Source organism: Streptomyces spinoverrucosus, from assembly GCF_015712165.1.
Taxonomy (GTDB): Bacteria; Actinomycetota; Actinomycetes; order Streptomycetales; family Streptomycetaceae; genus Streptomyces; species Streptomyces spinoverrucosus_A.
Genome location: NZ_JADPZX010000003.1, coordinates 221,449 through 246,755, shown reverse-complemented (window position 1 = coordinate 246,755; position 25,307 = coordinate 221,449). Strand labels below are relative to the sequence as shown.

Annotated in this window: 22 protein-coding genes and 1 pseudogene; 14 read left to right on the top strand and 9 right to left on the bottom strand. The window is 71.7% G+C overall.

The window, feature by feature from the left end:
• Nucleotides 1-55: 55 nt before the first annotated feature.
• From I2W78_RS38660 to I2W78_RS38650, 3 genes are all read left to right on the top strand, one after another.
• The gene (locus I2W78_RS38660; protein WP_196465431.1) at nucleotides 56-709 is read left to right on the top strand and encodes a lipoprotein; all 654 of its coding nucleotides are present in this window, start codon (nucleotides 56-58) and stop codon (nucleotides 707-709) included.
• Between the two features lie 410 nt (nucleotides 710-1,119).
• Entirely contained in the window at nucleotides 1,120-3,633 is a 2,514-nt protein-coding gene (locus tag I2W78_RS38655) for a SpoIIE family protein phosphatase (protein ID WP_196465430.1), read from the top strand.
• Nucleotides 3,634-3,728: 95 nt separating this feature from the next.
• Nucleotides 3,729-6,521 carry a SpoIIE family protein phosphatase gene (locus I2W78_RS38650; RefSeq protein WP_196465429.1) on the top strand — a complete coding sequence of 931 codons (2,793 nt, stop codon included), beginning with the start codon at nucleotides 3,729-3,731 and terminating at the stop codon, nucleotides 6,519-6,521.
• A 131-nt stretch (nucleotides 6,522-6,652) separates the two neighbouring features.
• Here I2W78_RS38650 and I2W78_RS38645 read toward each other — a convergent pair whose 3' ends face one another.
• Nucleotides 6,653-6,889, bottom strand: coding sequence for a hypothetical protein (locus I2W78_RS38645; RefSeq protein WP_196465428.1), 237 nt, complete (start codon nucleotides 6,887-6,889; stop codon nucleotides 6,653-6,655).
• Nucleotides 6,890-7,164: 275 nt separating this feature from the next.
• On the opposite strand from I2W78_RS38645, the gene I2W78_RS38640 reads away from it, so the two are divergent.
• Nucleotides 7,165-7,632 (top strand): hypothetical protein, encoded by a 468-nt coding sequence (locus tag I2W78_RS38640; RefSeq protein ID WP_196465427.1) that lies wholly within the window; start codon nucleotides 7,165-7,167, stop codon nucleotides 7,630-7,632.
• A gap of 25 nt (nucleotides 7,633-7,657) precedes the next feature.
• On the top strand, nucleotides 7,658-8,395 hold the full coding sequence (locus tag I2W78_RS38635) for a helix-turn-helix transcriptional regulator (protein ID WP_196465426.1): 738 nt from the start codon (nucleotides 7,658-7,660) through the stop codon (nucleotides 8,393-8,395).
• 56 nt (nucleotides 8,396-8,451) lie between these two features.
• Here the strand turns inward: I2W78_RS38635 and I2W78_RS38630 are convergent, their stop codons facing one another.
• The 3 genes and pseudogenes from I2W78_RS38630 to I2W78_RS40920 form a co-directional block, all read right to left on the bottom strand.
• Nucleotides 8,452-9,651, bottom strand: coding sequence for an FAD-dependent monooxygenase (locus tag I2W78_RS38630; RefSeq protein ID WP_196465425.1), 1,200 nt, complete (start codon nucleotides 9,649-9,651; stop codon nucleotides 8,452-8,454).
• 107 nt (nucleotides 9,652-9,758) lie between these two features.
• Nucleotides 9,759-10,205, bottom strand: a complete 447-nt coding sequence (locus tag I2W78_RS38625; RefSeq protein ID WP_196465424.1) for a hypothetical protein — start codon at nucleotides 10,203-10,205, stop codon at nucleotides 9,759-9,761.
• Nucleotides 10,206-10,465: 260 nt separating this feature from the next.
• A pseudogene (locus I2W78_RS40920) lies at nucleotides 10,466-10,691 on the bottom strand (hypothetical protein); the annotation flags it as partial.
• Between the two features lie 223 nt (nucleotides 10,692-10,914).
• Between I2W78_RS40920 and I2W78_RS38620 the strand changes: the two are divergent.
• Genes I2W78_RS38620 through I2W78_RS38595 form a run of 6 tightly spaced genes read left to right on the top strand, consistent with a single transcriptional unit; the run spans nucleotide 10,915 to nucleotide 16,140 of the window.
• Complete coding sequence (locus I2W78_RS38620; RefSeq protein ID WP_196465423.1) at nucleotides 10,915-12,324, top strand: ATP-binding protein; 1,410 nt, start codon at nucleotides 10,915-10,917, stop codon at nucleotides 12,322-12,324.
• Nucleotides 12,321-12,743, top strand: coding sequence for a roadblock/LC7 domain-containing protein (locus I2W78_RS38615; protein WP_196465422.1), 423 nt, complete (start codon nucleotides 12,321-12,323; stop codon nucleotides 12,741-12,743). The genes I2W78_RS38620 and I2W78_RS38615 overlap by 4 nt, the downstream gene beginning before the upstream one ends.
• Nucleotides 12,740-13,102 (top strand): DUF742 domain-containing protein, encoded by a 363-nt coding sequence (locus I2W78_RS38610; RefSeq protein WP_196465421.1) that lies wholly within the window; start codon nucleotides 12,740-12,742, stop codon nucleotides 13,100-13,102. The genes I2W78_RS38615 and I2W78_RS38610 overlap by 4 nt, the downstream gene beginning before the upstream one ends.
• Complete coding sequence (locus I2W78_RS38605) at nucleotides 13,074-13,682, top strand: GTP-binding protein (RefSeq protein WP_196465420.1); 609 nt, start codon at nucleotides 13,074-13,076, stop codon at nucleotides 13,680-13,682. Before I2W78_RS38610 ends, I2W78_RS38605 begins: the two co-directional genes overlap by 29 nt.
• Entirely contained in the window at nucleotides 13,679-14,917 is a 1,239-nt protein-coding gene (locus I2W78_RS38600; protein ID WP_196465419.1) for a cytochrome P450, read from the top strand. The genes I2W78_RS38605 and I2W78_RS38600 overlap by 4 nt, the downstream gene beginning before the upstream one ends.
• Nucleotides 14,914-16,140, top strand: coding sequence for a cytochrome P450 family protein (locus I2W78_RS38595; RefSeq protein ID WP_196465418.1), 1,227 nt, complete (start codon nucleotides 14,914-14,916; stop codon nucleotides 16,138-16,140). Before I2W78_RS38600 ends, I2W78_RS38595 begins: the two co-directional genes overlap by 4 nt.
• Nucleotides 16,141-16,267: 127 nt before the next feature.
• Here the strand turns inward: I2W78_RS38595 and I2W78_RS38590 are convergent, their stop codons facing one another.
• Complete coding sequence (locus I2W78_RS38590) at nucleotides 16,268-17,791, bottom strand: helix-turn-helix domain-containing protein (protein WP_307784043.1); 1,524 nt, start codon at nucleotides 17,789-17,791, stop codon at nucleotides 16,268-16,270.
• 379 nt (nucleotides 17,792-18,170) lie between these two features.
• Nucleotides 18,171-18,413: a hypothetical protein gene (locus I2W78_RS40915; RefSeq protein WP_230887090.1), complete on the bottom strand. Its 243-nt coding sequence runs from the start codon at nucleotides 18,411-18,413 to the stop codon at nucleotides 18,171-18,173.
• A gap of 62 nt (nucleotides 18,414-18,475) precedes the next feature.
• On the opposite strand from I2W78_RS40915, the gene I2W78_RS38580 reads away from it, so the two are divergent.
• Nucleotides 18,476-19,096 carry an L-threonylcarbamoyladenylate synthase gene (locus I2W78_RS38580; RefSeq protein WP_196465416.1) on the top strand — a complete coding sequence of 207 codons (621 nt, stop codon included), beginning with the start codon at nucleotides 18,476-18,478 and terminating at the stop codon, nucleotides 19,094-19,096.
• A 46-nt stretch (nucleotides 19,097-19,142) separates the two neighbouring features.
• Here the strand turns inward: I2W78_RS38580 and I2W78_RS38575 are convergent, their stop codons facing one another.
• On the bottom strand, nucleotides 19,143-19,970 hold the full coding sequence (locus I2W78_RS38575; RefSeq protein WP_196465415.1) for a glycoside hydrolase domain-containing protein: 828 nt from the start codon (nucleotides 19,968-19,970) through the stop codon (nucleotides 19,143-19,145).
• Between the two features lie 171 nt (nucleotides 19,971-20,141).
• The gene (locus I2W78_RS38570; RefSeq protein ID WP_196465414.1) at nucleotides 20,142-21,806 is read right to left on the bottom strand and encodes a heparinase II/III domain-containing protein; all 1,665 of its coding nucleotides are present in this window, start codon (nucleotides 21,804-21,806) and stop codon (nucleotides 20,142-20,144) included.
• A 307-nt stretch (nucleotides 21,807-22,113) separates the two neighbouring features.
• Here I2W78_RS38570 and I2W78_RS38565 point away from each other — a divergent pair, with 307 nt between their 5' ends.
• Nucleotides 22,114-22,869: a dienelactone hydrolase family protein gene (locus I2W78_RS38565; RefSeq protein WP_196465413.1), complete on the top strand. Its 756-nt coding sequence runs from the start codon at nucleotides 22,114-22,116 to the stop codon at nucleotides 22,867-22,869.
• 184 nt (nucleotides 22,870-23,053) lie between these two features.
• Entirely contained in the window at nucleotides 23,054-24,253 is a 1,200-nt protein-coding gene (locus I2W78_RS38560; protein WP_196465412.1) for a glycoside hydrolase family 64 protein, read from the top strand.
• Between the two features lie 15 nt (nucleotides 24,254-24,268).
• Here the strand turns inward: I2W78_RS38560 and I2W78_RS38555 are convergent, their stop codons facing one another.
• The gene (locus tag I2W78_RS38555; RefSeq protein WP_196465411.1) at nucleotides 24,269-25,237 is read right to left on the bottom strand and encodes a TauD/TfdA dioxygenase family protein; all 969 of its coding nucleotides are present in this window, start codon (nucleotides 25,235-25,237) and stop codon (nucleotides 24,269-24,271) included.
• Nucleotides 25,238-25,307: the final 70 nt, after the last annotated feature.

Genomic DNA, 25,307 nt, shown 5'->3' with positions numbered 1-25,307 from the left:
GCTCGGTGGAGCGCCCGGGATACAGTGCCCGCCTCAACCGAGAGGAGACACCGCGGTGCAGGTCGGGGCGGGGAACGCGTGGCGGGGGCTGGTCCACGTGGCAGTGGTGGCGGGGCTGTTGACCGGCTGCGGGGCAGCGGCGGAGGACGACGCCAGGGCGGCCGCGAGCGCTTCGGCGCCGGAGAAGGCGGCCGAGGGCGTCGGGGGCGGCGGCACGATCGGGGCGGCGGGGTCCGCCTGCGAGCTGCCCGTGACCTTCGACATCGCCGCGAAGTGGGAGGCGGAGTCCACCCTCGGCACCTCGCAGGACCTGCCGGAGGAGGTCGCCGACATGATGTGGCGGCAGGGTCCGGTGACCGCCGCCTGTGAGGTGGACGCCAAGCCCGCCGGGCACATCGGCTTCCTGCGGGTCTGGACCGGCGAGCCGGGCGACGCCGACGCGCGGGCCGTACTGGAGGGGTTCCTGGCCGCCGAGAAGGGGGTCAGCGAGGAGAAGTACCAGCCGTTCGAGGCGGGTGACCTCTCCGGTGCCGAGGTGGAGTACCTGTACGAGAGCGAGCTGATGGACGAGACCAAGACGGAGCGCGCGCTCGCCGTCACCACGCCGGACGGACCGGTCGTTCTGCACCTCGGCGGGCTGAACACGGCGGAGCACGAGGCGATGCTCCCGGCGTACGAACTCGCGAAGCGAACGTTGCGGGCGTCCTGAGGCACCCCGGCACCTGCTCGCAACGGACGTCGCGGATGACCCGAGGCACCCCCGGCACCCGCCCGGAACGGACGTCGCGGATCACCCGAGACACCCCCGGCACCCGCCCGGAACGGACGTCGCGGATCACCCGAGACACCCCGGCACCCGCCCGGAACCCACGTCGCGGATCACCCGAGACACCCCGGCACCCGCCCGGAACCCACGTCGCGGATGACCCGAGGCACCCCGGCACCTGCCCCGGGACTCGGCCCCCGTTTCGGCACATCGGCGATGTCCGGGCGGGTCCCCTGGGCCGACCCACGGCGTACGCTCCGGAATCGCGCCCGCCCCGGGTGCGGGCTAGGGGCGTCGAGGCGCATTCTTGCTGTGTCGCCTGCGCAACGGCGCGCATGGACGAGGTAGGACCGATGACTGGGAGCGCCGAGGGCCGGAACGGGACGCCCGGCGGGCTGGCCACGCTGCTGGCCGACGCCGCGGCCGAGGCGGTCCGCGCCACCAGTGGCCGCGCCGGGGGCGTCTACATGCCGTCCGGCACACCCGGCGTCCTGCGGCTCGCCGTCCTGGTGGGGCTGCCCGGCCGGCTGTACCGGCCCTGGTGGCGGCTGCACGTGGACCGCCGTTTCCCGGTCGCCGACGCCTACCGGCTCGGCGTGCAGGTGGTGTTGCCGAACAACACCGAGAGCATGCGCCGCTATCCGCAGTTCGCGGCCGGGCTGCCGTTCCCGGTGGGGACGATCAACGTGCCCGTCATGGGGACGTCGGCGCCCTTCGGTGTCCTGACCGTGCTGCTGCCGCCCGCCTCCGACATCACCGAGGTGCTCGTCGAGCGGGACCGGGTGGCCCGGATCGCCGAGGAGCTGGGGGCGGCCGTGCGGCGGCTGGAGGCGGCGGGGGTGCCGCTCGTCTGGGACGACGAGCCGCTGTGCCTGCGACCGCCCGGCACCCGCCCGACGGTGCTGCGGGTCGGGCGGTTCGCCTGGCAACCCACGACCGACGTCGTCACGGCGGACGACAACGCGAGGCAGTTGCTGCGGCCGGCCGTCGGGGATCGGCCCTGGGGTGCGGACGCGCTGGTCCGGGCCGTGGCCGCGGAGGACAGGGACCGGCTCGTGGACCTGCTGCGGGAGGCGGCCGCCGGCAAGCAGCCGTCCGGGCCGCTGCACCTGCGGACCGCCGAGGGCGCGCCCCGGCTGCTGGAGCTGTGGAGCCCGGACGTCGTCGTGTACGGCCCGGACCAGCCGGTCGACGGGGTGGTGCTCGACGCGGCCGCGGTGGGGGACGCGGCCGCCGACCAGCTGCCCCAGGGAGTGTTCGCCCTGGACCGGCTGGGGCTGATCGTGTACGCCAATCCGTGCGCCGCCGAGCTGCTGGGCGAGCCGCGGGCACGTTTCCTCGGGCGTGCGCTGTGGGAGGGCGTGCCGTGGCTGGGCCAGCCGTCGTGCGAGGACCATCTGCGGGCGGCGCTGCTGTCCCCCGAGCCCGTGCACTTCCACGTCAGGCGCCCGCCGCCGGGCGGGCGGGAGAGCGGCGCCCAGCGGTTCGAGCCGTACGACGGGGACTGGCTGGCCATCTCCGTCCATCCCGGCCCGGACCTTCTGACCTGCACCATCGGCCCCGCCCACCGCGGCTCGCAGCCCCCGGTCGCGCCCGAGGCCGCGGACGACGCCTCGGGCACCGACGTGGCGGCGACCTCACCGGTGCACCGGCCGATCGTCCTCGCCATCGCGCTGACCGAGGCGACCACCGCGCGGCAGGTCTCCGCCGTGGTCATGCAGGAGCTGCTGCCGGCGTTCGGTGGCCGCCGTCTCGCCATCTATCTGCTCCAGGAACGGCACCTGTACCTGGCCTGGGAGACCGGCTTCCCACCGGGCTTCCTCGCGCCGTTCGAGGGCGTGGGCCTCGACGCCCGGCTGCCCGGCGTGGAGACGCTGACCACGGGCCAGCCGCTGTTCTTCGACTCGATGCAGCAGTTGGCGCAGGCCTACCCCGGTATCCCGCTGGACGCCACCGAGGGGGCCCGCGCCTTTCTGCCGCTGATCGCGTCGGGGCGGCCGGTCGGCTCCTGCATCCTCGGCTTCGACCGGCCCCGCAGCTTCAGCACCAAGGAACGCACGGTCCTCACCGCGCTCGCCGGGCTGATCGCGCACGCCATGGAGAAGGCGCAGCGCTACGAGACCGAGGCCGCGCTCGCTCGCGGGCTGCAGCGTGCCCTGCTCCCCCGGCGACTGCCGGTCCATCCCCGGGTGGAGACGGCGGGCCGGTACCTGCCCGGCACGCAGGGCATGGACGTGGGGGGCGACTGGTACGACGTCGTCGAGGCCGGGGACGGGCTCGCGTTGGTGATCGGCGACGTACAGGGGCACGGGGCGCAGGCGGCGGCGACCATGGGGCAGCTGCGCAGCGCGGTGCGCGCGTTCGCGCTCGACGACCGGCGGCCGGACGAGGTGCTGAGCGGCACCAACCATCTGCTCATCGATCTCGACCCCGGCCAGTTCGCGAGCTGCTGCTACGTCCGGCTCGACCCCGTCACCGGCCGGGCCATGGTGGCCCGCGCGGGTCATCTGCCGCCGCTGCTGCGCCGGCCGGGCGGGCGCACGCTCGTGCTGGACATTCCCGGCGGTGTGGTGCTCGGGGTGGATCCGCTGGCCCAGTACCCGGTGACCGAACTGGTGCTGGATCCCGGTGCCGTGCTCGCCCTGTACACGGACGGGCTCGTCGAGCGGCCGGGCGGCGACATCGACGAGGGGATCAGCGCCCTGCGGGTGGCGCTGGCCAAGGCCGGTGCCTCGGTGGGCCGGCCGGGCGGCCGCTCCCTGGTGACCGTGGCCGACCGGCTCACGGCGATGGCCCGGCATGCCGTGGACCGGCCCGACGACATCGCGCTGCTGCTCGCCGCCCGCCGGATCGGGAACGCGGGCTGAGCACCGTACCCAGGCCGTCGTCACATGACCCACGTCCCTCGCCACACGGCGTGACTTCCCTCGCCTCCTCGGGCTCGGGAGTGTAGACAGGGCACATGGTCCGCCAATTGGGCCGATCCCGGACTCGGCCCACCCGTCCCCCCGTAGCAGCGCACGCCGCGCGTCCGCCTGCCTCCGCGCCGGGCGAGCGGCGGGCGGGGTCGGCCGTCGACGGCGGGCCGGACGGGCGACGGCACGGCCGCCGATCACGGTGGAGTCCCGCCGCGGCCATACGGTCGGCGCTCAGCGGGCGCAGCGTGGCCGGACAGGTGTTCGTCTTCCAGGTCGTCATCGTTCTGCTGCTGGTCGTGGTGGCCGTGGTGGCGCTGGTGTTGCAGAGCCGTCACGACAGCACGATGGAGGCCCGCAACCGGTCCCTGGCGGTCGCCGAGACCTTCGCCAACGCGCCGGGCACCCGCGAGGCGCTGAGCAGTCCGGATCCCTCGGCCATCCTGCAGCCCCGGGCGGAGGCGGCCCGTGCGGCGACGAAGGTCGACTTCATCGTCGTGATGAACACCGAGGGGGTCCGTTACACGCACCCCATCCCGGACCGGATCGGCAAGCGGTTCGTCGGCACGGTGGGGCCCGCGCTGGCCGGCGGGACCGTCGTCGAGGAGATCACGGGGACGATAGGGCCGCTGGTGCAGGCCGTGGTGCCGATCAAGGCGCCGGACGGAAAGGTGGTCGGCCTGGTGTCGGCCGGCATCACCACCGAGCACGTGGGTGGCGCGGCCAACCGGCAGTTGCCGCTGGTGCTGTTCACCGCGGCGGGCGGGCTGGTCCTCGCCACTGCGGGCACGGCGCTGGTGAGCCGCCGGTTGCTGCGGCAGACGCGGGGCCTCGGGCCGCGTGAGATGACCCGGATGTACGAGCACCACGACGCGGTCCTGCACGCCGTGCGGGAGGGCGTGCTCATCGTCGACGGCGACGGAGACCTGCTGCTCGCCAACGACGAGGCCCGTCGGCTGCTCGCCCTGCCCGACGACGCCGAGGGCCGCCGGGTCGGCGACCTCGGCCTGCCGGCGGACACCGCCGAGTTGCTGGCGTCGGGGCGGGTCGCCACGGACGAGGTGCGGCTGGTCAAGGACCGGCTGCTGGCGATCAACCAGCGGCCCACCCATCTGCGGGGCGGCCCGCACGGCAGCGTCGCGACCCTGCGCGACTCGACCGAGCTGCGGGCCCTGTCGGGCCGGGCCGAGGTGGCGCGGGAGCGTCTCGACATGCTGTACGCGGCCGGCGCGGGCATCGGCACCAGCCTGGACGTCACCCGGACCGCCGAGGAGCTGGCGGAGCTGGCCGTGCCCCGGGTCGCGGACTTCGTGACCGTGGACCTGTTCGGCGCCGTACTGAGCGGTGAGCAGCCGACGGCCGGGGCCGAGCTGCGCCGGACGGCTCTGGCCGGGATCCGCAGGGATCCGCCGCTGTATCCGGTGGGCGAGCGGATCCGGTTCGTGCCCACGTCTCCGCAGGCCCGCAGTCTGCGGGAGGGGCGGGCGACCCTGGAGCCCAGCCTGCGGGATGCGCCCGGCTGGCAGGCGCAGGACTACGAACTCACCTCACAGGCCCTGAACTACGGGATCCACTCGCTGATCACCGCGCCGCTGCGGGCGGGCTCCCTGATCCTCGGGATGGTCACCTTCTGGCGCTCGGAGAACGCCGAGCCCTTCGACACGGAGGACCTGGCTCTCGCCGAGGAGCTGGTCGCCCGCGCCGCCGTGTCCATCGACAACGCCCGCCGCTATACGCGCGAGCACACCATGGCGGTGACGCTGCAGCGCAGTCTGCTGCCGCGCCGGCTTCCCGACCAGGACGCCCTGGAGATCGCCTACCGCTATCTGCCGGCCCAGGCCGGGGTCGGCGGCGACTGGTTCGACGTACTGCCGCTGTCCGGGGCCCGGGTCGCCCTGGTCGTCGGGGACGTGGTGGGCCACGGGCTGCACGCCGCGGCCACGATGGGACGGCTGCGCACGGCGGTGCACAACTTCTCCTCCCTGGACCTCGCGCCCGACGAGCTGCTCGGGCTGCTCGACGAACTGGTCGCCCAGATCCAGGACGAGGCCGCCGAGGGCGGCGGCGCGCACATCACCGGGGCGACCTGTCTGTACGCGATCTACGACCCGGTGGTGCAGCGCTGCTCGATCGCCCGCGCCGGTCATCCGCCGCCGGCGCTGATCCGGCCCGACGGCGGCGTGGAGTTCCTCGATGTGTCCGCCGGTCCCCCGCTGGGTCTGGGCGGTCTGCCGTTCGAGACGGCGGACGTGGAGGTGGCGGAGGGCAGTCGGCTGGTCCTGTACACCGACGGGCTGGTGGAGTCCCGGGAGCAGGACATCGACGTCGGCCTCGACCTGCTGCGCACCTCGCTGGAGCAGGCCGGGCCGTCGCCGGAGGACACCTGCCGGGCGGTGCTGGACTCGCGGCTGGCGGCCCGGCCGAGCGACGACATCGCCCTGATCGTCGCCCGCACCCAGGCCCTGGGGCCGGACCGGGTGGCCGCCTGCGAGGTGCCGTCCGATCCGGCCGCCGTCGCCGAGGTGCGCGCCGCGCTCACCCGGCGTCTGACGGAGTGGGGCCTGGAGGACATGGCGTTCACCACGGAACTGATCATGAGCGAGCTGGTCACCAACGCGATCCGCTACGGCGGTACGCCGATCCGGGTGCGGGTGCTGCGGGACCGGAGCCTGATCTGCGAGGTGTTCGACAGCAGCAACACCGCCCCGCATCTGCGGTACGCGGCGATGACCGACGAGGGCGGCCGCGGCCTGTTCCTGGTGGCGCAGCTCGCCGACCGCTGGGGCACCCGCTATCTGCCCGGCGGCAAGGTGATCTGGGCCGAACAGCCGCTGCCATAGCGGCGTACCCCCGCCGCTGAAAGGTGTACCGGGACGGTTACCGCATCGACTGACGGCGGGCCCGCACACATGAGGGCCCGGGCACCGGCGTCGCGTCGGTGTCCGGGCCCCGGGCCGTCCAGCAGGCCGGATCAGCCGCCGTCGAGCCGGGAGCGCAGGAGGGCCTTGCCCAGTTCGGCGCCCTTGCGGCTGTCCGCCTGGGCCTTGCGGAACAGCTCCGCGACCTCCGTGTCCTTGTCGCGCTCCGCGTCCTGGATGTACGTCTCCAGGCGCAGCGCGTTGTTCAGACACGCCTCCACATACCAGATCAGGTTGTAGTCCTTGTCCGGCGTGCCGGTCACGCCGCCGGTCTCCGTGCCACTGGTCATCCGGGCCTCCTCCTTCGCCGGTCGGGCGGGGCCCTTCGGGCGCGGACCCCTCAGCGCGGCACGGGTACCCCGCTGACCGCCGGGCACACAGCTCGGACCGCCCGGCGCACAGCCAGGTCACGACGGCGTGCGTCGAGCACGCGGGCGGGTCTCGAACGCAATCGCCGCAAACGCCAGCCCGCGCCACCCCTTCCGCCGGATAGAAATATCTACCAGCATGCATATGCCGCATCGGCCCACACCGGGGCCGAGCGGACGTCCCCCCGGAGCGGAACATGAGCGATCTCGTCTGGACGCGCGGAGTGGAGTGGCTCGCCGCCGCGGCGCCCGACCCCAGGGTGTGCAAGCGGGACTGGGACCGGGGCGAGGGCGTCGTCCTGCTGGAGGCCGGCCGCTTCTGGGACATGCTGAGCGTCCCCGACCAGTTGGGCCTGCTCACCCTGGACCTGCTGTGGCGGCCCACGCTGCCGGTGCCGGGCCCGACGCTGGTGGACACCGCCGCCCACCGGGTCGGCTTCTTCCTGCCGCCGGACCCCGACAGCAAGTGGATCGGCGCCGGTCTGCGGCACGCGGGCCGGGGGGCATGGGTGGCGGCGCCGCCTCCGTACCGGTCCGCCCGATACCTGGAGTGGCTGATCCCGCCCGACGGCACGGGCGCGCTGCACTCGCCGACCGCCCTGGAATTGGCGCTGCGTCAGGCGAACAGCAGTCTCTCGGTGCTGGCGCCGCTCTGCGGCACCTGAGGACTCGACGACTAAAATTACGTGTGTGACCCTCGACGAAGCGTCGCTGACCGCTCTCGCCGCCCTCGGGGACGAGCTGCGCCGACGCATGTTCGAGTTCGTGAGGACCGAGCACCGACCGGTCACACGTGAAGAGGTGGCGGCTCAGGTCGGCATCTCCCGGAAGCTGGCGGCCTTCCACCTGGACAAGCTCGTCACGGCGGGCCTGCTGCAGGCCCACTACGCGCCTCCGGCCGGTATCCGCAAGGTCGGCCGCTGGCCGAAGACATACGTGCCGGCGGTGTGCGGCATCACCGTCAGCATCCCCGAGCGGCGCTACGAGATGCTGGCCGACATTCTCACCGAGGCCGTGGTGACGGAAGCCCCCGGCGAGCGGGCCCACCAGTCGGCGTTGCGCATCGCCGCCGACCGGGGCCGAGCGGTGGGGACGGCCGAACGAGAGCGGATGCGGCCGGGACGGCTCGGTGCCGAGCGCGGGCTCAGCCTGGCCGCCGAAACGCTGGAGAGGTTCGGGTACGAGCCGCAGCGCGCGGCAGCCATGCTGGTGCGGCTGCGCAACTGCCCCTTCCATCCGCTGGCGGCCAAGGCACCGGAACTGGTGTGCGGGATCAACTGTGCCTTTCTCGCCGGCTACCTGGAGGGCCTGGGCAGCGACAACACCACCGCGGTCCTCGCCCCGACCCCGGGAATGTGCTGTGTGGAACTGCGCGGGGTGGGCCACCAGGACCGGCCCGCCCAGGGCGACGCGGCCTGCGGACGATAGCCGTAGAGGCGGCCGTCAGACATCGGCGGCCCTCACACTTCGCGCGCCCTCACACATCAAAGTGTTTCCCCACGGCGGCGGGCGCGGTACCAGCGCCGACCGGAGTCGTAGGCGCGGCGCACGCTGCGCACCGCGGCGGCCTGGGTGGCGAGGTGGAGCTGGTACCGCCAGGGCGTCTGGTTGCCCCGGCGGACGGACATGGCATACGCGAAGGACACCGGGTCGCGGGCCAGGTAACGGTCGGGGTGCTCGAACCAGGCCATGCTGGAGCGCGCTGCCGCTTGGACGGGGTGCAGTTCGGCGCGCCGGTGCCGGTCGTACTCGTGCAGAGCCTCGTCCAGCTCCACGTACTCCGTCAAACTGTGGGCCAGGACGACGGCGTCGATCATCGCAAGCCGTGTGCCCGAGCCGAGTGTGAAGTGCGTGGTGTGGGCGGCGTCGCCGACCAGCACGGTCCGGCCGTGGTACCAGCACTGGTTGGTGACATGGGGAAACGTCTGCCACCGTGCCGGCCGGCCGCGCGACCTGCTGATCAGGCGATGCCCGTCGAGTGCGCGCCGGAAGATCCCTTCGAGCAGTCGCACCCCTTCCTCGTCGTCGAGCCGGTCGAGCCCCAGACCGTGCCAGGTCTCCGGGGGGCACTCCACGATGCAGGTGCTCACCGTCTTCGTGGAGGGGTAGGCGTGGAACCAGATCCACCCGGCGGGGGTCTGCTCGAAGCAGAAGGCGAAGTGGGTGAGCGGCTGGTCCGTGCCCAGCCACAGGTAGGAATTGCGGCCTGCGGCGACATGGGTTCCGAAGTGTTCACGGCCGACCGTGCGGATCCGGCTGCCGGCGCCGTCGGCCGCCACGACGAGATCGGCCTCGGCCAGCTCGCAGGGGTCCAGAATCCGACGACCGTAGTCGAGTTCCACCCCGAGCTCGGACGCGCGCCGGGTCAGCACGTCCAGCAGGGCCGCTCTGCTCACGCTGTACCCATAGCCGCCGAAGAACGCCGTTCCGCCACCGCGCCGGGAGCGGACCTGGATCTGCTGGTCCTGCCACAGCACGGAGCGCGCGCTCACTTCACGGGCGCTTTCCGGGTCATTGCGATAGAGGACGTCCAGTAGATCGTCCCAGTAGACGACACCCCAGCCGTAGCCCGCCCCGGGCGGGTCGCGCTCCAGGACGGTGATCCGGTGCCCGACGTCCCGCAGCTTCGCCGAGATCGCGAAGTAGAGTCCCGCCGGCCCGCCACCCACGCACGCGATCTTCACCCGTTCCCACCTCGGTCATCCGGTGAAAGCAATCGGACAGGGTGCCCGGTTGTCCCGGACACCCCGATTCACATGGGTCCTCCCATGGAGTCGTTCACCGCACTGGATCAGTGGTCACGGCCGTGGTCGCGGTCCTTTCCGTTGTCATGGTCGCGCCCGTTGCCATGGTCCCGTCCGTTGTCGTGGTCACGCCCGTGATCGCGGTCGCGCCCGTTGTCATGGTCGCGCCCGTGATCGCGGTCCTTGCCGTGGTCATGGTCGCGCCCGTGATCGCGGTCCTTGCCGTGGTCGCGGTCGTGCCCGTGATCGCGGTCCTTGCCGTGGTCAACATGACGTCCATGGTCGTGGTCACATCGGTCGTGGCGATCACCCCACCCCCAGCCGTCGTCCTTGCACTCCCCCCAGCCCCAGCCGCTGTCGTGGTGGACCACGGAGGTGGGAGGCGACGAAGTGGCAGCCGCCTGTGCAACGCCGGCTCCAGCGGCAATGGCCAGGAGGGGTGCGGAGCCGATGACAACCGCCGCACGCCGGATCCTGGAGATGTTCACGCGCATTGGGCGCCCCCTTAGGGGGTCGGATATTGGGGCTGTGGGCCCGGCAAGCAGTGACCGGTGCCCGTACGCACCGGGGAATCGCGCGTCACCGGCGCGTGAGGATCCGCCGTCCGGCCGCCCAGGCGGTCGCACAGCACACTGGCTGCTCGGCAGACCTATAGGGCATAACGCCCCATATCGCCAGCATAAGTTCCTAAATGCCCTCACGGGAGGGGCGGCTGGAAATAACACCAATGGATTTAGGGGAAATGGGACGTCGATGTGCCGAACGCGACGGCGATCACGACGGGGACGATCACGGCGAAGATCTTGTTCGGCGAGCCGCGGGGCGGCGGCCTTGCCGTTCTGCGCGTCCCCCTCCGGCTCGGCCGTGCGGCGAGCCGGGCGTCGGCGCCCCACCCGGGTGGCCTCGACGACCACGCCGTCGGTGGCGATCCGCTCGCCGGGCCGTACGAGGAACCGGTCGCCGACGGGCGTACCGGCCGTACCGAAGAACGGCGGCACAGGGGCCGCAGGCCCCACGTCAACTCGCCTCACCCGCAGGGCAATTCAGACAGTTTCCACAGAAGCGAACAGAGAGCGGGCAGATTCGAAGCCAAGTCCCAGCTCACCGTGCGAGATCGGTCGCTGTCGGTTGTACTGTGCTGCGAGTGCCTCGCCACCGGGGCTTCGGATTCCGTCCTGCCCGACCTCCCCTGGAACCGTCTCGATGATCGAATTACCGGACCTGGTCGCCGGCGCGCTCGCCGTCGGCACACTGTCCGCGCTCGCCCTCGGTGGCGAGCTGGTGCGGTCCCGCCGGCAACAGGCCCGGCAACAGGCCGAGATCGCCGCATTGCGCCGCCAACTCGAAGGCACTGTGCACGCGTTCACGGCGGAGGTCGGGCATCTCGCCGCGCAACGCATGCCGGCCACCGCCCGCCGACTGGACCGTCCGCACGTCACCGTGCCCGGCCCACGCCAGCCGCACCTCACCGGCACCCCGCTGGGCGGTGCGCTGGAGGACGTCCTGGCCGCGCTGCGCGTGGAGCTGACCTCGCAGCGCACCCGCATCGACGCGGCCGCGCAGGCCGGGATGCGGGGCGCCACCCGGGAGATCCAGGCGGCCCTGTACCGACTGCAGGACGCCCTGCGGGCGCTGCAACAGCGCTACGACGACCCTGAGTTGGCGCAGACCCTGTTCGAGCTCGACCACGAGAACGAGCAGTCGCTGCGCCGGGCGCAGGTCGCGGCGGTGGTGTGCGGGGCGTGGGTCGGACTGGCCCGCGAGGAGTCCCACCTGGTGGACGCGGTGACGGGTGGCCAGGCCCGGCTCGCGGGTTACCACCGGGTGCGGATGCACAACCATCTTCAGCCGGGCACCGCCCTGGTGTCGCACGCCGTCGAACCGGTCGCGATCATCGCCGCCGAACTGCTGGACAACGCGCTGCGGCACTCCGCGCCGGACACCGACGTGACGGTCAACCTGGAGCATGTGCACCACGGGGTGTGCGTCACGATCGACGACGCCGGGCTCGGCATGACTCAGGAAGAACGGTCCCGCGCCCAGCGGCTGGTGGCCGGGTCCGAGCCGATCCTGCTGACCGACCTCGGTGATCCGCCGCGCATGGGCCTCGCCGCGATCGGCCAGCTCACCCGGCAGTTCGACCTGAGCGTGGATCTCTCCTCGCCTTCCCCGTACGGCGGGGTCCGCGCGGTGCTACTGGTGGACAGCCACCTGTTGAGCCGGATCGACTCCGAGGAGCGGCCGCCCGCGGTCAGCGCCCCGCGCTCGACCCGCCGGGCCGAACCGGACACGCCCGCCCCGGCACACGCGTACGGCACCGAACCGGACGACGCCGCCGGCGCCGTAGCCCCGCACGACGGGCCGCGGGACTCCGGGGGGCTGCCGCAGCGGCGGCGCCGTACCCGGGCCACCACCACCGTCGAGTCCGCGACCCGCGGACCGGCGAGGCGGCCCGAGGAGGCCGCGGCCGCGCTGGGCGCGCTGCAGTCCGGTACGGCGGCGGCACGGGCCGTCGCCCGGGACGACGCGCCCGAGCGGGCCGACGCAGCGGCCGGCGACACCGAACAGACCGACTACGAAGAGACCGACTACGAAGGGGGAGCGGCTCGATGACCAGCCGCGATGCGGGCGACACGGCGTGGGTGCTCGAACCGATCCTGCAGGTACCGCACGTCGTGGCCGCCGTCCTGCTCACCCGGGACGGCCTCGTCACCGGGTACACCGACGCGCTGTCGCGGCCGTCGGCCGAGCGGGTGGCCGCCATCACCAGCACCGTGCAGGGCGCGTGCCGGACGGCCGCGGCGGCGTTCGCCGACCGGGAGCGGGCCGAGGTGCGCCAGGTCGTCATCGAGTCCGACCACGGCTACGTGCTGATCGTGCCGACGGACCACGGCACCGTAGTCGCCGCGTACGGGGACGCCGAGGTGCGTCTGGACCTGCTGGCGCACCGGGTGCACTCGCAGGTGGCGCGGCTCGGCGAGAAGGCGATGGCCGCGGCGCCCCGAGGAGCCGACGGCGGCCCGTCGGCATGACCGGCCGCCCAGGCGGCCGCCCCCTGGTTCCCGCGTATCTGTCGACGGGCGGCGTGGCCCGGCCGAGCCGTCCGCAGCTGGAGCGGCTCTCGGTGCTCACCGGCACCGGCGAGCCGCCGCCCGCCGATCTCCCGGCGGCTCAGCTGGCCCTGCTGGACGAGCTGGCCGACGGCGCGCTGACGGTGGTGGAGGCCGCGGCGCTGCTGCGGCTGCCGGTCTCCGCGGTGCGGGTGCTGGCGGCCGGGCTCGTCGACCGGAACCTGGCGTACGCCCGCGCGCCGATCCCGCCCGCCGAACGGTTCGACCCCGACCTGCTGAAGAGAGTGGCCGATGGCCTCCGCGCCCTCAAGCACAACTAGCGGCATCCACCTGCCCGACAGCGCCCGCGAACTGGTGAAGATCCTGGTCGCGGGCCCGTTCGGGGTGGGCAAGACGACCTTGATCGACTCCGTGTCCGAGATCCGGCCGCTGCACACGGAGGAGCACCTCACCGAGTTGTCCGCGACCGTGGACGACCTGGCCGGGGTGCGGGAGAAGTCGACGACGACCGTCGCGATCGACTTCGGCCGGATCAGCCTGCCCGGCGGGATCGTGCTCTACCTGTTCGGCACACCCGGACAGGAGCGGTTCCGCTCGCTGTGGGACGACATCGCCTACGGGGCGCTGGGCGCGCTCGTGCTGGTGGACAGCCGCCGGATCGACGCCTCGTTCGACGTGCTCGGGCTGGTGGAGGAGAGCGGACTGCCGTACGCGGTCGCCTTCAACGCCTTCCCGGACGCGCCCCGCCACTACACCGAGGAACAGCTGCGCACCGCCCTCGACCTGGATGCGGGCACACCGATGGTGACGTGCGACGCCCGGGACCGCGACTCCTCCATCGACGCGCTGCTCGCCCTGGTCCAGCATCTGATCGACCGCCACCCTCCGGAGCCCCGGTGACGACAAATCCCCCTGCCCAGCAGGCCTTCTCCCGTTCGGTGCCCGTGCGGCTGTGGGAGGACGGCTTCGCGCTGGACCCGTACCGCTACTACGCCGACCTGCGCGCCCAGGGTCCGATCGGCTGGGCCGAACTGGCGCCGGGCGTACCGGCGTACGTCGTCGTCGACCGGCGGGCCGCGCTGGACCTGCTGCACGACACGGAGACGTTCTCGCACGACCCCCGGCCGTGGGAGGCGACCGTCGCCGACGACTCGCCCGTCCTCGGCATGATGCGCTGGCGGCCCAACACCCTGTTCGCCGACGGCGCCGACCACGTGCGCTACCGCACCACGCTCATCGACACGTTCGACCTGGTCGAACCGCACGATCTGCGGGCGCGGGTGCACCGGGCGGTGCATGTGCTGGTGAGCCGGTTCGGGCCGCGCGGCGAGGCCGATCTGGTGGCCGACTTCGCCCGGCCGCTGATGGCGCTGGTGTTCAACAGCCTGTTCGGGCTGCCGGACAGCCAGAGCGAACGGCTCAACGCGGCCCTCGGCAAGATGATGGAGGGCGGTGCCGAGGCCGCCGAGGGTGAGGCGGAGTTCGGCGGTTACGTCCTGGAACTGATCGCGGCCAAGGCCGAGCAGCGCGGCGACGACCTGCCGAGCCGGCTCCTGGACCATCCGGCGGGGCTCACCCCGGAGGAGGTCACCTGGCAGGTGTTCCTCACCCTGGGCGCCGGGCACGAACCGACCGCGAACCTGGTGTCCAACGCGCTGTCGCGGATCCTCGGCAACCCGGACTACTACTCGACGCTCACCAGCGGGGCCCGGCCGGTCATGGACGCGGTGGTGGAGGTGCTGCACCACGAGACGCCGCTCGCCAACTACGGCATCCACTTCGCCCGCAGACCCGTCTCCTTCCACGGTGTGTGGATCAGGGCGGCGGTGCCGGTGGTCGTCTCCTACGGCGCGCTGGCGCACTTCGCCGAGCAGGAGCACGGCGACGCCCGCCGCCCCGGCGACGCCTGGCACCTGTCGTGGTCGGCGGGCCCGCATGCCTGCCCGGTCAAGCAGCACACGCTGCTCATCGCCACCGAGGCGATCGAGCGGCTCACCCAGTGGCTGCCCGACCTCGACCCCGTCCTGCCCCGTGAACGCCTGACCTGGCGGCCGGGTCCCTTCCACCGGTCGCTCACCGCGCTGCCCGTGCGTTTCACCCCCCGCTCCCCCGACCAGCCAGGAGACCGCCCGTGACCCCGACCGACCGCATCGCTCTCGACCCGTTCGGCGCCGACATCCCCGCCGAGAGCGCCCGGCTGCGTGCCCTCGGCCCCGTGGTGCCCGTGGAGCTGCCCGGCGGCATACCCGCCTGGGCGCCCACCGGTTACGACGTGCTCAAGGAACTGATCCTCGACCCGCAGGTCAGCAGGGATCCACGCCTGCACTGGAAACTGTGGCCCGAGATCGGCGAACACCCCTCCTGGGGCTGGATCCTGGGCTGGGTCGGCGTGGTCAACATGCTCTCCACGTACGGTGCCGACCACGCCCGGCTGCGCAAGCTGGTCTCGCCGAGCTTCACCCACCGGCGCACCGAGGCGATGCGCCCGCGCGTCGAGGCGATCACCGCCGAGCTGCTCGCCGAGTTGGAGACGGCCGGGGCAGGCGGTGAAGTGGTGGATGTGAAGGCCGGGTTCGCCCATCCGCTGCCGATGCGGATCATCTGCGATCTGTTCGGCGTGCCGGACGAGATGCGGGACGACACCGGGCGGCTGATCGCGGCGATCATGGACACGTCCGACCCGAGTCCGGAGCACGCGGCGTTCGTGCAGCAGCAGATCGGTACGGTGCTGCCCGCGCTGATCGCCCACCGCAGCGAGCACCCCGGCGACGATCTCACCACCGAGCTGATCCGGGTGCGCGACGAGGACGGCGACCGGCTCAGCGACGAGGAGCTGCTGTACACGCTGCTGCTGGTGATCGGCGCCGGGTTCGAGACGACCGTCAACCTGATCGGCAACGCGGTGGTCGCCCTGCTGCGGCGGCCCGAGCAACTGGCCGCGGTACGGGCCGAGGAGATCGGCTGGGACGCGGTGGTGGACGAGACGCTGCGGGTGCACCCGTCCATCGCCTCGCTGCCGCTGCGGTTCGCGGTCACGGACCTCAAGGTCGGAAACGTCACCATTCCGGCCGGGGACGCCATCATCACGACGTACGCCGCCGCCGGTCTGGACCCCGCGCACTACGGGCCGGACGCGGATGTCTTCGACGCCACGCGCGGCGCGGACGACCATCTGGCGTTCGGGATCGGTGTGCACCGGTGCATCGGCGCGCCGCTGGCCCGGATGGAGGCGCTCACCGCGCTGCCCGCGCTGTTCGACCGCTTCCCGGAGATACGGCTGGCCGAGGGCGAGTTGCGGCAGGTGCCGTCGTTCATCGCGTTCGGCTGGCAGGAAGTGCCGGTGCGGCTGCGGGGGTGAGGCCGGGAACCGCCCGGGGCGCGACCGGTCCCCCGTTCCGGTCGTGCCCCTGCGGCCCGCCTCGAACCTACGTGCACGGTCGGCTCATTGTGAATCGCGTCCGTGCCCGTTCGGGCGCCGGGAGGACTCAACCGTGCACAGGTGCGTCCGGATGGCCCGAATTCGCCCCGTGCAGGGCGGGCTGGTCGAGGTCCCCGAGCGCCAGGTGGGCGAGGACCACCTCGTAGAGGTCGCTGCCCCCGGCGAGGAGCTGCCGTTCGAGGACGGGCTCGGCGCTGCGTACGTGTTCGCGCACGGTCTGCGCGTGCACGCCGAGCAGGTGAGCGGCTCGTTCGGCGTTGCCGCCGGCCGCGATCCAGGTGCGCAGGGTCCGGCGCACGTTCCGGGAGTCGCCGTCCAGGCGGCGCAGGAGTTCACCGGCCCAGGTGTGCACGGCGGGCCCGGCCAGCAGATCGGCCAGCCGGGTGTCCGCGCCGCCCTGACCGTCGGGTTGCTGGGCGAGCCCGGCCTGGGTGTTCAGTGCCAGGTGGACGGCGGCCCGGACGGTGAGGTCGGACAGGTCGGTGCCGAGCAGGCCCTCGACGCGTTCCATGCGGGCGCGGACGGTGTTGCGGCTGACGCCGAGGACCGCGGCCGCGTTGACGGCGGTGAACTCCAGGCCGAGGCGGGTGGTGGCGAGGAGTTCGGCGCGCGTGTGGTGCGCCAGCGCGTCCAGGGGGCGCAGGACACGGGCCGTCCAGCCGCGGAGCGCCGCCGGGTCCATGAGGCGTTCGGGGTGCGTGCGTTCGGCGTACACCGCCGCCTTGTCCGGGCGGAAGTGCGCGACGGCGAGGGCGCTGACCGCCTGGCCGTACGCGGTGGCGGTCTGGGCGAGGCTCTGCCATGCGCTGCCGCCGAGGAAGGTGTGGGGGCGGCCGCCGACCAGCGCGCGCAGTTCCGCGGCGGCGGCCTCGCCGGGCGTCACGACGATCACATGCGCGTCGACGGCCGGGCAGCGTACGACGAGGGCCTGCTCGGAGGTGGCGGCGAGGCACTCCTCGGCGAGCCGGTCGCGGTCCTCGGGGCGGCTCTCGGCGACGTAGACGCAGGCCGTGTCCGTGTCGAGGAGGCCGGGCCAGAGTCCGGCTGCGACCCGGCGGGCGGAGACGGTGTCCTCGACCATGAGCAGTTGCAGGATCGCCAGCCGCAGATCCGAGGTGGCGCGTCGCAGGCGGTGTCCGGCCGCCGCGCTCTCGCGGGCGCGCAGCAGGAGTTCGAGCACGCCGGCGGTGTGGGTGACGATGTCGGCGGTGCGCCGGTCGAAGGGGGCGGGCCGGGAGACGGCCAGGACACCCGCCGTCGCGGGGTGCGGGAGTTCGACCCTGACCAGCCTCAGGTGGCGTCCGTGGTCCTGGAGCGCCGCGGAGGCGATCCGGCCGGTGGTGATGTCGGCGACGAGGGCCTCGTCGAGGGGCGTGCGGGTACCGGCGAGGAGGGTGCCGGCGTCGTCCTGGAGCGCCACGTCGGCGTGCGCGGCGGCGGCGAGCCAGGCGACGACCTTGCGCACGTCACGCCCGGACGGCCGCAGATGGTCGAGCAACTCCTGCGCCCACGTCGCGTCCACGCCGTCCGCCCCGTCAGCGCGACGGCCCTCGCCCTCTCGGCCGGCCACGTCGTCTCCCTGCCTCCCTCGTCTGCCGCGCGCCCGCGTCGGACACATCGGTCGGGGACCTTACCCAAGGTCAGCGGTGGCGGGCCGGGACTTTCGCGGAGTGGACCAGGCGACGCGGGCGGGAAACGGTCGACAAACGGGCAGGTGACCGCCTCCTGGACGGTCCCGGCAACGGCTGCCGCGAAGGCGCCCGCCGTCTGCGGCTGTCCGGGGCGGCGGGCGTGTGCAGCCGGGTGGGGCGGCGAGCGTGTGCAGCCGGGTGGGGCGGCGAGCGTCTACGGCTGTCCGGGACAGCAGGCGTCTACGGCTGCCTGGGGCGGCGAGCGTGTGCAGCCGGGTGGGGCGGCGAGCGTCTACGACTGTCCGGGGCAGCGAGCGTCTACGGCTGCCTGGGACAGCGAGCGTCTACGGCTGTCCGGGGCAGCGAGCGTCCGGGGCCGGGTGGGACGGCGGGCGGATGTGTCAGTGTCGCGCGGCCGGTGAGCGGCGGATGCACGCCGCGCCGCGCCCGTCGGTGGGCGGCGGCGTGCAGGGTGCGCGTCAGCGCGCCGAGGACCGAGCCGAGCGCGTCCATCTCACCGTCGGTGAGGGAGAGCAGCGCCTCACTGAGATTCCCGGACATCCGGCACCACGGCCCCGCCCGTCTGCTCGGCCACCCCCGCTCCCCCGGCATAAGCTCGGCAGATGGCGAAGTACTACGACGTGCACCCCGACAACCCCCAGCCGCGCACCATCGCCCAGATCGCCGACAGTGTCCGGTCGGGGGCGCTCATCGCATACCCCACCGACTCCTGCTACGCGCTCGGCTGCCGCCTGGGCAGCAAGGACGGCATCGACCGGATCCGGTCCATCCGCCGACTGGACGACCGGCACCACTTCACCCTCGTGTGTCAGGACTTCGCGCAGCTCGGCCAGTTCGTTCGGGTCGACAACGACGTGTTCCGCGCGGTCAAGGCGTCCACGCCGGGGAGCTACACCTTCATCCTGCCCGCGACGAAGGAGGTGCCGCGCATGCTCCAACACCCCAAGAAGAAGACGGTCGGCGTGCGCATCCCCGACCACGTGGTCACCCAGGCGCTGCTCACGGAACTCGGTGAGCCGCTGCTGTCCAGCACCCTGCTCCTGCCCGACGAGGAGGAGCCGATGACACAGGGCTGGGAGATCGAGGACCGGCTCGACCATGTGCTGGACGGCGTGGTCGACTCCGGGGACTGCGGGACGGAACCCACGACGGTGATCGACTTCTCTGCGGGCGAGGCCGAGATCGTACGGCGCGGGGCGGGCGACACGACGCGGTTCGAGTAGCCCGGGCAAGCGCCGGGCGAGGCGGCCAACAGGGCTCTTGGAGCCGTTATCCGACGATGGCGACCGGGGCGTCCCAGGCGTTGCGGTCGACGGTGATGGTGTGGCCGCCGCGGGTCTCCTTGCTGTTGACCATGTACTGGTGGGCGCGGCTGTGGTTGGTGTACAGCTTGGGATCCCAGGGCCAGTCGGCGGTGGTGGTGTACTTGTTGTTCCACAGCGCGTACCACAGGTTGCCCGGGAGGTCGGTCCGGTCCTTGGCGGTGGCGATGGCCTTGGCGCTGGAACTGCTGAAGCCGTAGTACCCGGCGCGATACGTCTTCGCCCGCAGGGTCTTGGTGAAGGAGCGCACGTACGTCAGGGTCGCGTCGTTGCACGCCTTGTTCGTGATGTCGTACGACTCCATGTTGAGGTAGATGGCGCTGCCGGGCTTCATGCCGAGTGCGGACGCCTTCGCGATCGCGTCCTTGGCGTTGCTCGCCCCGAGAGACGCTGCCGTGGAGGCGGTGAACCTCTCCGGGTTCCTGCTGGTCTGGCAGGGCGGCTGGGCGCCGACGTAGAGCGGGATCAGCTTCCAGCCGGCGGCGCTGACCGACTTCACCCAGGACGCGGTGAGGTTGGGCTGGGCGCAGCCACGGTTCTTGCCGCCGATGTAGACCGCGGCGGCGCCGTAGAAGCCGTTGTTCCAGGCCTTCATCGCGGCGAGGGAGGGCGCCGTGCAGGTGTCGAACGCCCGGCCCGTGTACGTCTTCTGCGCCGGCCAGCTCGTTGCGGCCATGGAGGTCTGCGCCGCGATCCCGGCGCCGGCGACCACGACGACACCTGTCGTGGCCCACGCGATGTAACGGCCTCTCTTGGACAGCCGGTGACTGCTCATTCCCCACCCCATTCGGATCGCGGCGCGCGGCCGCACCTGGTGCACCGGCAGACACCTGCGAGCACGGTTCAGCTCTGGCAGCCGGAGTGCTCCGCACCCTACCCAAGATCTACACGCCGCCGGCTCTTACCCCCCTCCCACGCCCGCCGTGCTCATCCGCGAGTACTGGAACTACTTCTCCTTGCAACATGAAAGCCCATCAGCCCTGGTCATATAGCCGTCGGGGCTGACCCGGATGGTGTGTTCGTACAATCCGATGCGCACGATCACCCGGTACCAATCATCGGAATCCTTGGTCACCGACGCGGAGACGGATTGATCGGCCGTTGCCGGAACGATCAAGGTGAGCATTCGAAGTTCCTTCCCGCGGCGTTCCATCATGACCGTGCTCGCCGGCAGCCGTTGGCCTTCGACGGGGGAGACCCAGCCCTGGTAGGGATCCTTGGCGCCACGTACGACACGAGTACTTCCAGAGGGCACGGACTGGCCGGGCAGCGGCACCTGGCTGACATACAGCCGACTCATACCGTCGGAACTCAGCGCACGGACGTGGGAGCGTGAGGTCTGTCCGGGTGTGAAGTCGGGGGCGAGGTGCCACAGTGCTCTCCAGGTACGTGGCTGCTGGTCGTGACCACGGTCGTACACGACCAGGAATCCTGGATCCTCGACCAGGAGCACTCCGCGGGTGCGGGAGATTCCGCCGTACGCCCTGTCGGTGGTTTCGTAGAACTGATGTCGCGGACCCACGGTCTTTCGCGTGAGCAGTGTTGGAGCGTTCCACCGATGCCTGACACCAACAGTTTCGACAACGTTGTGGGCGGCGGGTGATCGAAGGTAGTCCCGGTAGGCGTCGGCTCGATACCCATCATGTCCACCGTCAACGATCAGGTCGCGGCCATTTCCGTAGTAGGTGAGTGACATGTGGTCGTTGTGGCCGTGGATGATACGTGCTGGACCGAACCGCAGGGACATGAAGTGCTCGTCCTTCAGCAGACGGCCGGCGGTACCCCAGCCCGTCCGCGCGAAAACGAAGCCCTGGTCATAAGTCGCGGACTTGTCTCGCCCAGGCTTCCCTTCCCGGCCGCCAGAGGTGAGATAGCGCGTGACCGGAGTTCTGACATTCGGAGTGGGAACAGAATGACTGTCGCCGAGCGGCACGATCAGCCCATTCGGTTGCGTGGCGTTCTCCAGGAAGGTCGGCATGAGACGGATGCGTTCAGCCATTACTCGCGGCGGGACGATTGCGCACTCCCGCAGGGCGGTATGGGCAGTTTGCCACAACCCCAACGAATAGCCCTGGTACTCGACTGCCTGCTCATTGCTGACGCCCTGTTCGTCGACCTGCACGTCGATTCCCGAGGTCAGTCTCCGCACTGCGAGGTTCCGTGCGTCGGCGAGTCCGAGCCGGCACCCCGTGACCAGAAGGGCGATGTTCTGCACGGTGCCGTGGTTCCAGTGGCCCGCATAGTCCTCGGCGAGGCGTGCGGCATGGACACGCAGCGCCTGATCCAGCCAGGGCCGGCCACCGATCGCCGCGCGCAGGCAGAGCAGGGCGCTGGTGCGCAATCCGGCCGCATGGTGGCCCCAGACATCCGGGTGGACCGGACCAGCCTCTCCCATGTTGTCTCTCACGAAGTCCTCGGCGATGAGACCGGCGCGCTTCAGCAGCTTCCCGCCGCTGGGCTTCATCCCTTCCGTGACCAATCTCTCGAACCATTTCAGCGAGAACAGGTTCAATCGCGCGGAAGGATGATTCGTCGGGTCGTAACGCCAATTCACGTCGCCCTGTGGCGCAATAAGTTGAGGCTGCCCGTAAACATCCACTTTACCGGCCATCACACCTGGGGATGGATTGCGATTGGATACCCCGTCGGAAAATCGACATGTCCCCGCAGGCCACTCTCCGCTTGCGCTCGCAGCAATGTTCCGCTCGTCCAGGAATATTGGGGTAGTAAAAGCAAGTGCCGCCAAGATCGCGACTGCTAGCATGCGCAGATGCATATGCGGGCCCAAAAAAACCTCCCGTTCACCAGGGATACCGGCCAGGCTTTCAACGGCTACATCGGCGTCACCTCCGCCAAACTTGAGAGACAGTCATACAGTGGGCTTACAGGACCTCTCGGCTCAGAAAGGCAGTCCAGCCATGACCACCGCACAGGGAACGGACGTCGACATCCCCACCGAGGACGGCACCGCCGACGCCTATCTGACCCACCCGGGCGACGGCGGCCCGCGTCCGGCCGTCCTGTTCTACATGGACGCCTTGGGGCTGCGCCCGCAGCTGAAGTCGATGGCCGACCGGCTGGCCGAGGCCGGGTACGTCGTCCTGGTGCCGAACGTCTTCTACCGTCACGGACGCGCCCCGGTCGTGGAGTTGCCCGACTTCATCGACGCCGAGGCCCGCGGCGGGCTGTTCCAGCGGATCATGCCGATGGTGCAGGCGCTGACACCGGAGCTCGCGATGCGCGACGCCGGCGCGTATCTGCGCTGGCTGACCGAGCGCCCCGAGGTGACGGACCGCCCGATCGCGGTGACCGGCTACTGCTTCGGCGCGCGGCTGTCCCTGCTCACCGCCGGCACATATCCCGATCGCGTCGCGGCGGCGGCCGGTTTCCACGGGGCCCAGTTGGCGACCGAGGCGCCGGACAGTGCGCACCTGCTGGCCGACCGGATCACCGCGGAACTGTACTTCGGCCACGCCGACCACGACCCGGCCATGCCGCCCGAGCAGATCGAGCGCCTCGAGGACGCGCTGACGGCGGCGGGAGTACGGCACCGCTGCGAGGTCTACCCGGACGCACCGCACGGTTTCACCCAGGCCGACACCGAGTCGTACCAGGCGGAGGGCGACAAGCGGCACTGGGCGGCACTACTGGACCTCCTGGACCGCACGTTCTGACCGTCCCCTTCTGACGAGCGGCCCCTCCCGAGGACCGACCTCGAAGGGCGGCGCCCCTCAACCGGCGGGCGCCGCCTTTTCGTTGCCGCGCGCATTGACATGCACGCGCCCCGACGCAACCCTGAGAGCGCTCTCAAAAACAGGTACGGACCAACTCCCCCCACACACCGCACGGAGGTGGAGAGTGCTCGCCAGCCTCAAACACCGGCTCCTCACGGCGGCCGCGGCGGCCACCCTGCTCGGCGCCCTGCTCACGTTCGGCTCCTCGCCCCCCGCGGACGCCGCGGTGCCCGCCACCATCCCCCTGAAGATCACCAACAGCTCCGGCCGCGGCGAACCGGTGTACATCTACACACTCGGCACCTCGCTGACGACCGGTCAGCAGGGCTGGGCCGACGCGGGCGGCACCTTCCACGCCTGGCCGGCCGGTGGCAACCCGCCGACCCCGGCACCGGACGCGTCCATCCCCGGCCCGGCCGCCGGGCAGTCCAAGACGATCCAGATCCCCAAGCTATCCGGCCGGATCTACTTCTCGTACGGCCAGAAGCTCGACTTCCGTCTCACCACGGGCGGTCTGGTGCAGCCGGCCGTGCAGAACCCGAGCGATCCGAACCGCAACATCCTCTTCAACTGGTCCGAGTACACGCTCAACGACTCCGGTCTGTGGCTCAACAGCACGCAGGTCGACATGTTCTCGGCGCCCTACTCGGTCGGGGTGCAGCGCGCCGACGGCAGCGTCAGCAGCACCGGCCGACTGAAGTCGGGCGGCTACAGCGCGGTGTTCAACACGCTGCGGGCCCAGTCGGGCGGCTGGGGCGGGCTGATCCAGACCCGGCCGGACGGCACCGTGCTGCGGGCGTTGTCACCGCTGTACGGGGTGGAGACCGGGGCCCTTCCGGCGTCGGTCATGAACGATTACATCGACCGGGTCTGGCAGAAGTACGCCACGACGACGCTCACCGTCACGCCGTTCGGGGACCAGCCGAACACCAAGTACTTCGGGCGGGTCTCCGGCGGCGTCATGAACTTCACCAACAGCTCCGGCGCGGTCGTCACCAGCTTCCACAAGCCCGACGCAAGCAGCGTCTTCGGCTGCCACCGGCTCCTCGACGCCCCCAACGACCAGGTGCGCGGCCCGATCTCCCGCACGCTGTGCGCGGGCTTCAACCGCTCGACGCTGCTCACCAACCCGAACCAGCCGGACACCTCGTCGGCGAACTTCTACAAGGACGCGGTGACCAACCACTACGCCCGGATCATCCATGACCGGATGGCCGACGGAAAGGCGTACGCGTTCGCCTTCGACGACGTCGGCCACCACGAGTCCCTGGTCCACGACGGCAACCCCCAGCAGGCCTCTCTGACGCTGGATCCGTTCGACTGACCCGCGCCAGGGGCTTCACCAGCGTCCCGGCTCGGTGCCGGTGATCGGCTCCGACGGCTTGCCGTCCACGCCGACCGGGACGTCACCGGCGAGCATCACCCGGTGCATGATCCGGGGGTGTGCGAGGTGGGCGTTGTCGCTGGGGGCCAGGTGGATGGTGGCGCGGTTGTCCCAGAAGGCCACGCTGCCCGGCTCCCAGCGGAAACGGACCGTGTACTCGGGGCGGACGGCCTGCTCCAGCAGCATCTCCAGCAGCAGCCTGCTCTCGGCGCGGGAGACGTCGGCGATCTGCTCGACGTAATAGCCGTTGACGTACAGCACCCGCTCGCCCGTCTCCGGGTGGACGCGCACCAGCGGGTGCACCGAGGCGACCTGGTGGTCCAGCAGGTGGCGGAGGTAGGCGTCGTCGCCGGGCCGGGGCTGGTAGCCGACGCCGAGCCGGTGCTCGGCGCGCAGCCCGGCCACGAACTCCCGGACCGGCGCGGACAGTCCGGCGTACGCCGCCGCCAGATTCGACCAGGTGGTGTCTCCGCCGTACGGCGGGACGGTCTGAGCCCGCAGGATGGTCGCGGCGGGCGGGTCGATGCGGGCACCGTGGTCGCAGTGCCAGCCGCGCAGCAGGGTGTGCCGGCGGCGCTGCAGCCACTCGTCGTGCTCCATGCCGAACCGTCCGCCCAGCTCCAGCCGGTCGGCGGTCGTCTCGATCTGAGGGAAGTCGGGCGGCGAGGCGCTGCCCCGCCGCCCCAGCACCACCGGCTCACCGAACCGCCGCGCGAACGCCACGTGCGCGGCGTGGTCCAGCCGCTGCCCCCGGAAGAACACCACCTTCCAGCGCAGCACCGCCTCCCGGATCGCGGCCACCTGGGCGTCGTCCAGCTCACCGGCCAGGTCGACACCCGTGATCTCGGCTCCGATGTGCCCGGCGACGGGGTTCACCTCGACGCCCGCGACCCGCTCCCCCGCCGTGGCCCTGTCCGTCGTCATGCGCGCTCCTGTCCTCGTCGGAGCCGAGAAAGGCTCTGTCGGAGCCGAGAAAGGCTCTTTGGAAGATCGT

Coding starts and splice junctions, on each gene's coding strand:
- I2W78_RS38655 (WP_196465430.1), top strand. CDS start 1,120: ATGACTGGGAGCGCCGAGGGCCGGAACGGGACGCCCGGCGGGCTGGCC.
- I2W78_RS38650 (WP_196465429.1), top strand. CDS start 3,729: ATGGTCCGCCAATTGGGCCGATCCCGGACTCGGCCCACCCGTCCCCCC.
- I2W78_RS38645 (WP_196465428.1), bottom strand. CDS start 6,889: ATGACCAGTGGCACGGAGACCGGCGGCGTGACCGGCACGCCGGACAAG.
- I2W78_RS38640 (WP_196465427.1), top strand. CDS start 7,165: ATGAGCGATCTCGTCTGGACGCGCGGAGTGGAGTGGCTCGCCGCCGCG.
- I2W78_RS38625 (WP_196465424.1), bottom strand. CDS start 10,205: ATGCGCGTGAACATCTCCAGGATCCGGCGTGCGGCGGTTGTCATCGGC.
- I2W78_RS38620 (WP_196465423.1), top strand. CDS start 10,915: ATGATCGAATTACCGGACCTGGTCGCCGGCGCGCTCGCCGTCGGCACA.
- I2W78_RS38615 (WP_196465422.1), top strand. CDS start 12,321: ATGACCAGCCGCGATGCGGGCGACACGGCGTGGGTGCTCGAACCGATC.
- I2W78_RS38610 (WP_196465421.1), top strand. CDS start 12,740: ATGACCGGCCGCCCAGGCGGCCGCCCCCTGGTTCCCGCGTATCTGTCG.
- I2W78_RS38605 (WP_196465420.1), top strand. CDS start 13,074: ATGGCCTCCGCGCCCTCAAGCACAACTAGCGGCATCCACCTGCCCGAC.
- I2W78_RS40915 (WP_230887090.1), bottom strand. CDS start 18,413: ATGTCCGGGAATCTCAGTGAGGCGCTGCTCTCCCTCACCGACGGTGAG.
- I2W78_RS38580 (WP_196465416.1), top strand. CDS start 18,476: ATGGCGAAGTACTACGACGTGCACCCCGACAACCCCCAGCCGCGCACC.
- I2W78_RS38575 (WP_196465415.1), bottom strand. CDS start 19,970: ATGAGCAGTCACCGGCTGTCCAAGAGAGGCCGTTACATCGCGTGGGCC.
- I2W78_RS38570 (WP_196465414.1), bottom strand. CDS start 21,806: ATGGCCGGTAAAGTGGATGTTTACGGGCAGCCTCAACTTATTGCGCCA.
- I2W78_RS38565 (WP_196465413.1), top strand. CDS start 22,114: ATGACCACCGCACAGGGAACGGACGTCGACATCCCCACCGAGGACGGC.
- I2W78_RS38555 (WP_196465411.1), bottom strand. CDS start 25,237: ATGACGACGGACAGGGCCACGGCGGGGGAGCGGGTCGCGGGCGTCGAG.